At 51.6% G+C, this 12,551-nt stretch carries 9 protein-coding genes; all 9 read left to right on the top strand.

Annotated features, from left to right (window positions below; genetic code table 11):
• The 9 genes from CFI03_RS29820 to CFI03_RS29780 all read left to right on the top strand — a co-directional run bounded on the left by CFI03_RS29820 (window position 1) and on the right by CFI03_RS29780 (window position 12,402).
• Window positions 1–258, top strand: coding sequence for a hypothetical protein (locus CFI03_RS29820; protein WP_248762646.1), 258 nt, complete (start codon window positions 1–3; stop codon window positions 256–258).
• Window positions 259–706: 448 nt separating this feature from the next.
• On the top strand, window positions 707–1,639 hold the full coding sequence (locus tag CFI03_RS29815; protein ID WP_248762645.1) for a carbohydrate ABC transporter permease: 933 nt from the start codon (window positions 707–709) through the stop codon (window positions 1,637–1,639).
• An 18-nt stretch (window positions 1,640–1,657) separates the two neighbouring features.
• On the top strand, window positions 1,658–2,500 hold the full coding sequence (locus tag CFI03_RS29810; RefSeq protein WP_127497143.1) for a carbohydrate ABC transporter permease: 843 nt from the start codon (window positions 1,658–1,660) through the stop codon (window positions 2,498–2,500).
• A gap of 140 nt (window positions 2,501–2,640) precedes the next feature.
• On the top strand, window positions 2,641–4,053 hold the full coding sequence (locus tag CFI03_RS29805) for an ABC transporter substrate-binding protein (RefSeq protein ID WP_248762644.1): 1,413 nt from the start codon (window positions 2,641–2,643) through the stop codon (window positions 4,051–4,053).
• A 72-nt stretch (window positions 4,054–4,125) separates the two neighbouring features.
• Window positions 4,126–5,943, top strand: coding sequence for a sensor histidine kinase (locus CFI03_RS29800; protein WP_248762643.1), 1,818 nt, complete (start codon window positions 4,126–4,128; stop codon window positions 5,941–5,943).
• On the top strand, window positions 5,936–7,537 hold the full coding sequence (locus CFI03_RS29795) for a helix-turn-helix domain-containing protein (protein WP_248762642.1): 1,602 nt from the start codon (window positions 5,936–5,938) through the stop codon (window positions 7,535–7,537). The genes CFI03_RS29800 and CFI03_RS29795 overlap by 8 nt, the downstream gene beginning before the upstream one ends.
• Before the next feature lie 12 nt (window positions 7,538–7,549).
• Window positions 7,550–9,391, top strand: coding sequence for a hypothetical protein (locus CFI03_RS29790; RefSeq protein WP_248762641.1), 1,842 nt, complete (start codon window positions 7,550–7,552; stop codon window positions 9,389–9,391).
• The gene (locus CFI03_RS29785; RefSeq protein WP_248762640.1) at window positions 9,392–10,552 is read left to right on the top strand and encodes a glycoside hydrolase family protein; all 1,161 of its coding nucleotides are present in this window, start codon (window positions 9,392–9,394) and stop codon (window positions 10,550–10,552) included. It abuts the gene before it with no gap.
• Window positions 10,543–12,402 carry a DUF2264 domain-containing protein gene (locus CFI03_RS29780; RefSeq protein WP_248762639.1) on the top strand — a complete coding sequence of 620 codons (1,860 nt, stop codon included), beginning with the start codon at window positions 10,543–10,545 and terminating at the stop codon, window positions 12,400–12,402. The genes CFI03_RS29785 and CFI03_RS29780 overlap by 10 nt, the downstream gene beginning before the upstream one ends.
• The last annotated feature ends 149 nt before the right edge of the window (window positions 12,403–12,551 follow it).

The following is a 12,551-nucleotide window of genomic DNA, read 5'->3' as shown; positions in this document are numbered from 1 at the left end:
ATGAATCAAGATAATCCGGTTATCATCCTGATTCAAATCGCTGTCCCGCTGGTTTTGACCTTTTTGTTAGTCTACAAGTACATCGATTTCCGTACCAAAACCACGCATTTTGTCTGCCCGGCATGCCGTAGTTCATTTAAGTTATCCAAAAAGGATTTCGCGGTTGCCTTAAAGACGGGAGTACTCAACGAACGGATCGTTACTTGTCCCGTTTGCGGTTATAAAGGCAGTATGCCGATTGTAAAGGACCGAAGCTAGATCATCTAGCGGGATATTAAGAGTTTCCCCTATAAAACAGCCCGAGGCTGCCCCATCATGGGGCAGCCTCTTTTGCTAACGAAACGGCATATCGCTATTCGCTCCATATAGGAGACTTTCTATTTCTAGCTACGAAACTACGCATTGTTATTCCCGGATTTTTCCCTGTGTTTAGCCTCGAAACGCCTCAATAGCGATACGTAGTTTCATTAGATCAGCAAAACCGCTGTTTTTCGCTAAATAACGTTACCACGTTTCGTTAGAATCCCCAAGCCTACCCTGATCCCCGGCCGCCCCCAAAAACGCAACGTTCAGCGACTCTCCAGCCAAGAAGTCAATTCTAACAAGAAAAAAGTAAAAATAACGGCATAGGTCGCGCTTTCTCATTCTCTATAATAAAAACAACTTCACTACTTCCTACTATTCTAAGAAATTCGAGGTGCTTAAGATGGAGACTTCACCGCAAGTGATGGGCAAGCTGGAGAAGCCGAAAAAAGTACGCTCGCTGCAAAGCGGAGAGACACTGGCCGGATGGCTGTTCGTGAGCCCGATGCTCATTGGCGTATGTATTCTCGTTCTTCTTCCGATTGTTGCGACAATCGTGCTCAGCTTCGCCGACTGGAACTTTGTTCAGGGCTGGAAAGGGATTGATTGGGTAGGCTTCGGAAACTTCAAGAAGCTGTTCCATGACGATCAGTTCATCCGCTCGGTTCGCAATAACTTTGTCTTCCTGCTAGCCGTACCAATCTATATGATCATTTCCATGGTGCTCGCCGTTATCATTGACCGCCATGTTTACCTGAAAAGCTACTTTAAGGTCGCTTACTTCATGCCTTACATTTCCAGCATCGTTGCCGTAGCGATCGTGTGGCAGGTCTTGTTCCAGCCGTCTTACGGCCCGATCAATCAGATTCTGCATACGCTCGGAGTCAGCAACCCGCCGAAGTGGATCGCGGATCCGCATTTCGCGCTTGCTTCCATTATGATGATAGTCGTATGGACATCGATTGGCTTCAACATGATTATTTACATCGCGGGTCTGCAGTCGATTCCGAAGGATTTGTACGAAGCCGCCGATATCGACGGGGCAAACGGCTGGATCAAGTTCGCGCGAATTACGTTCCCTTTGCTGTCGCCAACCTCCTTCTTCCTGCTTGTAACCGGCATCATCTCGACCTTTAAAGTATTCGACATTATCGCGGTTATGACGCAAGGAGGACCAATCGGCTCCACATCGCTGATGGTATGGTATTTGTACGATACGGCCTTCGTGAATCTGAAAGTCGGTTATGCTTCATCAATCGCTGTTATGCTGTTTATCTTCGTCCTTCTCATTACGTTCGGACAATGGTTTGCGCAGAAAAAATGGGTTAATTACTAACGGAAGGAGACCAACCTCATGGAGACATCTAACACAGCTTTCAACTGGCGCAAAGGCGTTCTTACCGTCCTTATGTTTGCCGTCAGCATCTTGTTCCTGCTTCCGTTCATCTGGATGCTTGTTACTTCGTTCAAGATCGAGAAAGACGTCTTTGTTTACCCGATCGAATGGATTCCGCGCCACTGGCACGCCATCGAGAACTATAAGGAAGTATGGGTAGGGGACTATCCCTTCTGGAAATATTATTTGAATTCCATCAAAATAGCAGTCATTACGACCTGTATCTCGGCGCTGTTCTCATCGCTTGCCGCCTACGGCTTCTCGAAGATCAAGTTCAAGGGCAGCAATTTCGTATTCCTGATCGTGCTTGCGACTTATATGGTGCCAAGCCAAGCGATTCTGATTCCTCAATTTATTCTGTACCGTCAAATCGGCTTGTTCGACAGCCATTGGGGCTTGATTATCCTTAGCAGCTTCAGCGTATTGGGAACTTTTATGCTGCGCCAGTTCTTTATGGGGATTCACCAGGAGTTTATCGAATCTGCTAAAATAGACGGGGCCAACCATTTCCGGATCTACTGGAGCATCGCCTTCCCGCTGGTGAAGCCGGCCGTTGCGACCTACGCGATTCTTCGTTTTATCTGGACCTGGAACGATTACCAGAACCCGCTGATCTTCCTTCGCACGGACCGGCTGTTCACGATTCCGCTGGCTATGCAGAAGTTCACGTCGCTCAGCGGCGAGTTCTACTCGCTAATCATGGCGGCTGCCGTATCGGCGATCCTGCCGCTCCTTATCATCTTCATCATCGGTCAAAAAAGTGTTATCGAGGGTATCGCATTAGGCGGCGTAAAAGGGTAACCGTCATGAAAGCGTTAGCAAGAAAGTCGAATTTGTTGCAATTTAGGTAAAGATAGTTTCATCCTTACCGGATTGCCGCTCACTATAATGAAAACTATCAACATCCTATAACCTTGCATTTCAGAGAGGGGCATTTAGAAATGAAAAAGAGATGGGCATCGGGATTGGCGATTAGTTTATTGCTTACAGGAGTTCTCGCAGGCTGCGGAAACTCCAACAACAATGATTCGGGCAACAAGAACGCAAGCGCGGCTCCTTCGACGGAAGCAAGCACGAGCGCTGGCGGCAGTGCTAGCGGAGATCCGGTCAAACTCCGCCTCTACACGTACGGCACGGAGCAAGCGTACAACTGGAAAGCAACGCTCGATGCTTACCATGAGAAGAACCCGAACGTAACCGTTGAGCTTGTACAGCTGAGCGAAAAAGGCGACACGCAGGAATCGATGAAAAAGCTCGATCTTGCCGTAGCATCCGGCGAGCAAATCGACGTGATGATGTTTAGCGACGCGGCGGGTTACGCGCAGCGCGTAGCGCTTGGCATGGCAGCTCCGCTTGACGACTTCCTTGCGAAAGACGGCTATAAGGTAGAAGAGGATTACAAGGTTGATACGCACCTGAACGGCAAAGTGTACTCGCTGCCGGGCAAATTCAATCCTTGGTACGTGCTTCTGAACAAGGACAATCTGGATGAAGCGGGACTTGCGGTTCCGACGGACTGGACTTGGGACGAATACGCGGACTACGCGAAAAAGCTTACCAAAGGCGAAGGCGCGACCAAGCGTTACGGCACTTACTTCCACGGTCCGCAAAACGGCGGCTGGATGGAATACCTGAAGCTGATGATGGAGAACCAGCCAACCGGATCCGAATTCCTGAAAGCGGACGGTACGTCCAACCTGGATGATCCTAACTTCAAGAAGACGCTTGAGCTTCGCGTAAAAATGGAGAAAGAGGATAAGTCCTCCGTTCCTTACTCGGATATGATCTCGCAAAAGCTGGCTTACCGTAACCAATTCTTTAACCAATCGGCTAGCATGCTGACAATCGGCTCCTGGATGAATACGGAAATCGGCGGTACGGATACTTTGCCTCTGACATTCCATGTAGCGGTTGCACCATTCCCGAAAAACAATGCAAGCGACCAATCCGGAATTACGCCGGTTACGACGGACTATGTAGCGGTATCGGAAAGCTCCAAGAACAAAGAAGAAGCTTATAAATTCGTTCGCTGGTACACAACCGAAGGCCAAGTCGTTCAAGGCAAGAACATTCCGGCTTGGAACGGCGTAAGCAACGATCAAGTAGCGGGTATTATCGATACGATTCTTGCCGGCACGAAGAACCCTGAGCTTGTTGACAAGGAAAGTCTCGTAAACACGCTTGTGAACTCGAAAGCAACGGAAATTATCGCTCCTGCTTCTTATCAAGCCGAAGTGTACAAAGCAATCAACGAAGAGTACGAGAAGCTGATTCTTGGCAACCAAGACGTCGATACGACCGTTGCCAACTCCAAGAAACGCGTGGACGAAATTATTGCGGCGAACAAAAAATAATAAGGTATAATAAATATCCAAAGGGGACGGGAGTTACTGTCCCCCTTTTCTATCTAAGGGGGACTTCACGCGATGTACCGCATCAGGTCTTATTTTCATTCCATCCGAGGAAAGCTTTCTTTAGTAGCGGTTATATGCATTCTCATACCAGCCGTTCTAACGATGCTAATCTACAACTCGCTAACTCGTGAAGCCGTAGAACGCCAGGCGAAGGAAAATGCGACGGATTCCATGCAGCTCGTTAACGGCTCGATCAATAATCTGTTTCAAGGCATGCTCAACACGGCGAATTATTTGCAGGCAAACGCGGATATGAAAGCAAGCTTTATCAAAATGCTGAATACGGATTTGGATCCGTACGAGAAGTTTACGGCAACGAGCCGGATTATGCAGCAGCTTGAGACGTTGACTTATATAGGGGAGAAGAGCTACATCACCATTATTCTCACCAACGGGGAGACCTTTACGAACTACTCCAAGGATGAAATGGATCCGCTTACTTTCCAGAAGGAGTCTTGGTTCAACAGCCTCAAGCAGCTGACGGGGCTGCAGTCTTATTGGGTGAGTACTTCTCCGACAATTTTTCCTTATGACCGCATAAACAGCCCGTATCAGATCTCCGTTGCAAGAACGCTCCGGTTCGACAGCACCCGGATTTACGGATACGTCATCGTGACGATGATGGAGAACAAGTTCAGCAAGATCCTGGGCAGCCTGACGGGCAGCCAGGAGGTCGTCCTTGTAGACGGCGACGGCAAGATTTTGTCATCGCCCCAGCTGGAGCAAGTGAACGGGAAGTTCGAATACAGCAAGCAGATGGCGGAACGGGATCCACGCGTCGCTTCGTCCATTATTAAAGACGAAGACAAGAAGCTGCTGCTGACAACGGCGGATCTTTCCTTTAATGACTGGCATCTGGTAGCAACGGAGCCTTATCAGGATGCGATCGTGAACATCAGCTCGATTTTTAACCGGGTCTTTTTATTCCAGATCGTATCGTTTATCGCCTTTCTCGTGGTGCTGCTTCTATTGATGAGACAGCTGACCAAGCCGCTGATCAAGCTGGGGAAGGTAGCTTCAAGCGTCCAGCGGGGCAATCTGGAGGTTCGATCCAGTATACGCGGCGCCGACGAGATCGGCAGATTGGGTTTTCTGTTCGACCAAATGCTCGACCGCATTAAAGAGATGATTACGGAAGTATCTCTCAACCAAGCGCGCAAGCGCAAGGCAGAGCTTGCGATGCTGCAGGCCCAGATTAATCCGCATTTTCTGTTTAACGTGCTGAATTCGATCCGGATGAAAGTGATGCGGAGCGGCGACCAGGACAGTGCCAAAATGATTGCCTCTTTGTCCAAGCTGCTGCGAATGACGATCAGCCGGGATGAAGACGCGATTATGCTGCATGAAGAAATCGAACTGCTGACGCATTACGTCGAGCTGATGAATCTGCGGCAGAAGGAGGAAGCACGGCTGCTGGTGGATGCGGATGTAACCTCCTTCGATATTCGGGTCCCGCGGTTTATTTTGCAGCCGCTGGTGGAGAACGCTTTAATACACGGCTTTAACCAAAGTGCCGGAACAATCCGGATTACGGCAGAGAGAAAGGATCACTTCCTTGAGCTATCGGTGGAAGATGACGGAGTTGGAATGGATGTTGAGCAATTGGAACGGTTGAGAGCGCGCCTAACGGCTGCGGGATCAGGGACGGAAAAACTTCAAGAAACCGGGCGTTCAACAGGACCGGGAATGTCAGGAATCGGCGTGGCGAACGTCGCGGAGCGTATGCGGATTATGTTTGGAGATGCCTTTCATATTACCGTCGAGAGCGAACAAGGAACACGCATTATGATGCATATCCCTATTCGGGAGGAGGGGCGTCCTCATGTATAAAGTGATGCTAGTGGATGATGATTATCCGGTAATCGAGTTGTTATCGGAAGTAGTGGATTGGAAGGAGCTTGGTCTTGTTTTATCCGGTAAGCATGAGAACGGACTCGCGGCATGGGAGCATGTGCAGGAGGAAATTCCGGATATTCTCGTGACCGATATCGGGATGCCGAAGATGGACGGTCTGGAACTCGCGCAAAGGGTGAAAAAATTAAATCCTTCGGTGAGGATTGTCATCCTCTCCTGCCATAGCGAATTCCAGTATGCTCAACAGGCAATGCGGCTGGATGTTCAAGATTACTTGCTTAAGGATCAATTGGATCCGGAGGAATTGATTGGGCTGCTGCAGAAGTTTAAGGAAGGCTTCGACGGCGAACGCCAGATGTTATCCGAGCAAAACAAGATGAAGCGGATGGTCAGCGAAACCCAGGATTTGCGCAAGGAGAAGCTGTTCCGCGAATTTGTCCAGCAGCCGCTAATTTCCGCGGAGCAATGGCAGCGCGACTTCGGCTCCTACGGGTTGTTCCAGCCCGGCGAGCTTTGTCTTCCCGTAGCCGGCTTTATGGAGAACTATAATCTAATCAAACACCGGTTCGATTCGGATCAGACGCTGCATTTCGCGATCAGCAACGTGATGGAGGAATTGCTGGCCGAACTGCCGCTGCGCGTCGTGCATATCGGTTACAGCAGCCGGCAATCCTTGCTGCTCTTCTCTTTTAAGCCGGGTCTCAAGCAAAACGTTTACGATCAGGTACAGGCGAGCATTCAAACCGTGCAGCGGACGCTTGGTCAGGTGCTGAAGATTCAGATGGCCTTCCTGATTGGGACGAGCTGCGACAATCCGCAGCTGCTGAAGCAGGCCTTGTGCAACTTGCTTAAAGCCGATGAACAGCGGTTCTATTTGTCCAAAGGGGAAACCGCCAAATGGCAGAAGGGCACCCAGCCTTCCTCCGGGCTTCTTGCGATGTACGACCAGGCAGCCGCGGAAATTCGCGAAGCGATTATGGCGAAGGACAGCGATAAAATCAGAGCGCTTGCCGGCAAATGGGAGGCGCATATCCGTAAGGAGCAATACGCTTCAGAGGAAGTAAGGGATTGGGTGCTGAAGCTGCTTATCGATATGCGGCTCAAGCTGCATGCCATGCTGTTTGCCTCCCAGACCTTAACCGCAGAGAAGCTGCACAAGGAAATCGTTTATTTCGATTCTCTGCGGGGGCTGTTCGAGTGGTTCCACACGCAGCTTCAGTCTTACATCGCAGCGAGAGAAGAAGCCTTGCCGGTGAGCAAACGCCGAGAAGTATCGGAAGCCTGCAAGTATGTCTCGATGAATCTGGGTAAACGGATTTCGCTGGAGGAAGTAGCGGCTCATCTGCATATGAATCCAAGCTATTTCAGCCGGTTCTTCAAGAAGGAGACCGGCCTGACCTTTATTGAATATGTGACCGACCAGAAGATTGAACGGGCAAAGGAATTGCTCGATCAAACGAATTATTACGTAAGCGAAATTTGCGAAATGCTCGGCTACGACAACCAGAGCTATTTCATCAAGACGTTCAAAGCGCAGACGGGCTTAACGCCAACCGAATATCGCGGTTAGGAGGAGAGAAACTTGCGGACGAATTACGAATGGCCGAAGGAAGTGCTGGAAGGGTGGCTGACCGATCAGTCAGCGGCGGCCAGCGATGTATATACGTACTCCGGGAACAAAGCGGACTGGAGAGGGATAGCGGAATCCCCGGCTTACTCGGACATGATTGGGGAGGTTCGGGCAGAGGGGGAACGCCTGCTTGACCGTCCAATTCCCGTTCTGTCCCGGGACATATACGATCTGTTCGAGACGAACGGGAACCGCCTTATTTACGAAGGACTGTATTTCGAACGCAGGAGCCGGCTTACTTCCTTTGCGCTGCTGCATTGCCTTTTCCCCGATTCAGCGGAATATCGCCAGGCCCTGATCGACACGATTGAGGCGGTTCTGGAGGAGATGACCTGGTGCTTGCCGGCTCATATGAGAGGGAATTCGGTTGACCGCCATATTGATCTTTTTGCATCCGAAACCGGATTTGCGTTGGCTGAGATTCTGACGATTACGGAACAATCGCTTCCTTCCGCGCTGCGGGAGGACATTCGGGTACAGATCGAGCGAAGAATATTTGCCCCTTATCTGGATGACCGATTTCCTCCCTATCATTGGGAGACAGCCGATCATAACTGGGCGGCGGTATGCGCGGGGTCGATTGGGGCAACAGCCCTTTTGCTAGGCATCGACAAAAAGCGAAGAGCGGCTATCCTTCACCGGGCAATCGGAACGATGAATCATTATTTATCCGGCTTTGGGGAAGACGGGGCTTGCGCGGAAGGTCCGGGTTATTGGAATTACGGTTTTGGTTATTTCGTTTATTTCGCCGATCTGCTGAAGCGCGCCACCGCCGGAAGGACGGATTTGCTTGATTCAAGGCACGTACGGACCATCGCCGGATTCCAGCAAAAAGCGTATCTCGTGAGGAACCGGCCAGCCAACTTCTCGGATGCGTCGGATCATGTAAGCGTAAACATCGGCTTATCCGATTATCTTGCCTTTCACGTTGAGGACGTAGGCTACGCACCATTAACGATACGGGCAGGCTTTGCGGATGATCATTGCAGCCGCTTCGCCCATGCTTTGCGCAATTTGCTATGGTTCAGGCCGGAAGCTCCAAGACAATCGGATTGGTCAAGCGGAAGCTGGTATTTGGCGGATGCCCAGTGGCTTATTTCTCGCGTAAGCAATGCTTCTGGCAGCTTTGGCTTTGCGGCCAAAGGCGGGCATAACGATGAACCGCATAATCATAATGACGTGGGCCATTTTATTCTGATTGCCGAAGATGATCCCGCGTTTGCCGTGGATCTTGGGAGCGGGGAATATACAGCGCAATACTTTGGCGAAGGCCGTTATGAATACGACTGCACGGGAGCGCAAGGACACTCCTTGCCGATTGTGAACGGTCAGCTTCAGGCCCATGGCGCGGAGAGCAAGGCTTCCGTGGAATGGGTAGAGCAGGGAGAGCTTGCGGACCGGCTTAAGCTGGAGCTTGCAGCTTGTTACCCGGGCAGCGGACTTGCAACGTTTGAGCGCGAATTTGTCTGGCATAAAACCGGACTTCCCGAGCTTGAGTTAACGGACACCTTCCGATTCGACGAGGAAGGCGGGACCATTACGGAGGTTATCGTCAGCCAATGCCCGCCATTCGTGCGGTCGGAAGGCCAGATTGCCTTGAAGGGCTGCCGGCATTCGGTTGTTTTGTCCTATGAACCTCAAAGCCTGGAAGTCTCCATTATAGAACGAACGTATTCCAATCATTCGGGTCAGGAAGAAAGCTATTATCGCATTAATCTTATTTCGAAAGAGGAAGCGTCCCTTGAAAAGACGTTTAAATTAAACTTCAAATTTCAGGAACAGGTGGAATCTTAAATGACAAATACAACGGCTGCTAACCAGCTCGGAACCGCATCATGGGTAAAGGAAGCTTGGGAACAAACGGTGCAAAAGGTATTGCGGACAAGCGCCCGTATCGGTGCGGAGTTCCCGCATGCGAGCCAAGCCGGCAAATATGTGCTTGAAGCTCCGCACTGGTGGACGGCAGGATTCTGGCCGGGACTGTTGTGGTTATTGCACGAAGGCGAAGCGAATGCCGACCTTCCTTTCCGCCAGATTGCGGAAGAATGCGAACGGAAGCTGGACCTGGTGCTGGACGGTTTTGACCGACTCGACCATGATATCGGCTTTATGTGGATTCTGACCAGCGTGATCAATTATAAGCTGAATGGCGGAGAAGAGTCCCGCCGAAGAGCGCTGAAAGCTGCGAATTACTTGATGGGTCGCTTTAACCTGAAAGGCAATTTCATTCGCGCTTGGAACCCTTGGACTGAAGGGGAAGACAACAGCGGCTGGGCGATTATCGACTGCGCGATGAACGTTCCTCTTCTGCAATGGGCAACGCGGGAGACAGGCGATCCGAGATACAGCCATGTTGCGGAAGCCCATATGGGTACCGTGTTGAATCACTTTATCCGTACCGACGGCTCAGTCCGCCACATTGTCAGGTTTGATTCGTTGACCGGCGATGTTGCCGAGTTTATTGGCGGGCAAGGCTATGGACCGGAGTCCGCTTGGTCCCGCGGCACTGCTTGGGCGGTTTACGGTCTGACTTTGGCCGCCAAGCATACAGGCCGTCAGGACCTTTTGGATGCAGCCAAGCAAGTATCGCATTTCTTCCTGTCGCAGCTGCCTGGCGATAGCGTGCCGGTATGGGATTTCCGCGCGCCGGAGGAGACGAAATGGCTGCGAGATTCTTCAGCCGGGGCATGTGCGGCATGCGGTCTGCTGCTGCTGGCCGAGCTTGTGCCTTCGCCGGAGGCATCCAGCTATCGCGGCGCCGGAGAGCGGATTTTGAAATCCCTGTACGAGAACTACGGTTCGTTTGGGGAGGATGAGGAAGAAGGACTTATCCTGCATGGAACCAGCCATTATCCGGAACGAAAGAACATGGATGTACCGCTTATTTACGGCGATTATTTCTTTGTGGAGGGTCTCGCGCGTCTTAAAGGAGGCGTCACGATTCCATGGGAGTAAATGCGGCAACCGCTTCGAATCCGCTGCGAAGCAAAGCAGACCTAGAGCTGGCTTTCAACCAGCTTACTAAGCCGCTTCTGCCGTATTATTCAGCCGGTGGAGCACGACTGGATCTGAACGGATCCGGCGCCGGACAAGCTCCGGAAGTTGCGGGGATGGAAGGCTTCTCCCGTATAGTCTGGGGGCTGGCGCCGTTTGCGGCAGGCTTGGACAAGGTGGATGAGGAGCTGCTGCAGCTGGCGTTGAAAGGAATAACAAACGGCACCAATCCCGAGCATGAGGAGTATTGGGGCGAGGTTGCCGATTACGATCAGCGCCTGGTGGAGATGGCTTCGCTTGGCCTTGCGTTAGCTATTGCCCCTGACCGTTTGTGGGAGCCCCTCGGCGCAGAGGCGAAGCAGCACTTCTATAATTGGCTGAATCAAATTAACAGCCGCCGGGCTCATGATTGCAATTGGCTGTTCTTCCATGTCCTTGTTAACGTAGGCTTCCATAAGCTTGGTCTTCCTTACGCGAAGGATCAGCTTGAGGCAAACCTGAACCGGCTGGAACAGTTTTATCTGAAGGATGGCTGGTACGAAGACGGAGTAAACGGTCATAGCGACTATTACGTGCCCTTGGCTTTTCATTACTGCGGACTTCTCTATTCGGCACTGATGAAGGAAGAGGATCCCGAACGTGCAGCGCGCTTCGAAGAACGCAGTGTGTCGTTCGCCGGGCAGTTCGTGAACTGGTTCGCCGAGGATGGCAGGGCTCTTCCTTACGGGCGCAGCTTGACTTACCGATTCGCGCAGGGAGCTTTGTGGGGAGCGTATGCTTTTGCCGATATGCCGCCGTTTGAGCTTGGCGTTGTCAAAGGACTGTATTTACGCCATCTGCGTTGGTGGTTCAGTCAGCCGATTTTCTCGCCAGATGGCGTATTAACGGTTGGATACAGCTATCCCAATCTGATTATGGCTGAAAATTATAATGCGCCTGGATCCGTCTATTGGGCGTTTAAAGCCTTTCTGCCGCTCGGTTTGCCGGACGAGCATCCGTTCTGGCAGGCAGAGGAGCTCCCGCTGCCGGAGCTGCCGGCTATTTCGGCACAGCAGGCCCCTCATCTTGTTGTCTGCAGGCATAGCGAACGCGATCATGTTGCGGCTTTTAACGCGGGCCATCCCGGAACCAACGAGCATACTCATACCTCGGCGAAATACGAGAAGTTTGTTTATTCCGCATCCTTCGGTTTCAGCGTTCCGCGTGCGGAGTGGGGGTTGTCCCAAGGCGCTTACGACTCCATGCTTGCCTTAAGCGAGGAAGATAACCTGTATCGCGTTCGCCGGAAAAACGAAGAGACCAGCATCGATGGCGACATCCTTATCTCTGTCTGGAAGCCGTGGCGGGATGTCACGGTGACGACTTATCTGATCGCCGGATTGCCTTGGCACTTAAGGATTCACCGAATCGAGACCGCAAGAGGGCTGGATGCGGCTGAAGGGGGCTTTGCTCTTCCGCTTGACGCAACGCTTGGAGTCAATAAGCAAACCTGCAGCTTGATCGGTCGGACCGGCTTCGGAGGCAGCGGCATCTCGGGCATTCGGGGTTATGAGCGGGCCGAGCTTGTTCAAGCCCAGTCCAATACCAACCTGATGCATCCGCGAACGGTTATTCCTACGCTTCAGGCAAAGCTTCAGCCGGGGACGCATATTCTGATTGCCGCAGTCTACGGAGAGCCGGCCGCATTGGAAGAGGCTCTGCCTGAGCATTGGCAGCAGTCTATCCAGCTGTCCATGCAGGATGATTGGATCCGGGCGGTTAGCCCTTCCGGCAAAGAAGTCATCATCAGTCTAAAGGGCATGAACCGCTGACGCCCAAGCCGCATACGATAATGGCAGAAGCCTACTGGGGGAATGCCAATGAAAAGCGTTGCAGTATCAAGCGGCCGCCGGCCTTCGATTACGACCTTTGTTCTTGTCCTTTACGTGCTTCTTGTGATCTTATTGTTTTTCTGCTTTTA

It is taken from the genome of Paenibacillus sp. ATY16 (genome assembly GCF_003399985.2).
GTDB lineage: Bacteria > Bacillota > Bacilli > Paenibacillales > Paenibacillaceae > Pristimantibacillus > Pristimantibacillus glycanilyticus.
This window is presented reverse-complemented; position numbering and strand designations above follow the sequence as displayed.

Coding starts and splice junctions, on each gene's coding strand:
- CFI03_RS29800 (WP_248762643.1), top strand. CDS start 4,126: ATGTACCGCATCAGGTCTTATTTTCATTCCATCCGAGGAAAGCTTTCT.
- CFI03_RS29780 (WP_248762639.1), top strand. CDS start 10,543: ATGGGAGTAAATGCGGCAACCGCTTCGAATCCGCTGCGAAGCAAAGCA.
- CFI03_RS29820 (WP_248762646.1), top strand. CDS start 1: ATGAATCAAGATAATCCGGTTATCATCCTGATTCAAATCGCTGTCCCG.
- CFI03_RS29815 (WP_248762645.1), top strand. CDS start 707: ATGGAGACTTCACCGCAAGTGATGGGCAAGCTGGAGAAGCCGAAAAAA.
- CFI03_RS29810 (WP_127497143.1), top strand. CDS start 1,658: ATGGAGACATCTAACACAGCTTTCAACTGGCGCAAAGGCGTTCTTACC.
- CFI03_RS29795 (WP_248762642.1), top strand. CDS start 5,936: ATGTATAAAGTGATGCTAGTGGATGATGATTATCCGGTAATCGAGTTG.
- CFI03_RS29805 (WP_248762644.1), top strand. CDS start 2,641: ATGAAAAAGAGATGGGCATCGGGATTGGCGATTAGTTTATTGCTTACA.
- CFI03_RS29785 (WP_248762640.1), top strand. CDS start 9,392: ATGACAAATACAACGGCTGCTAACCAGCTCGGAACCGCATCATGGGTA.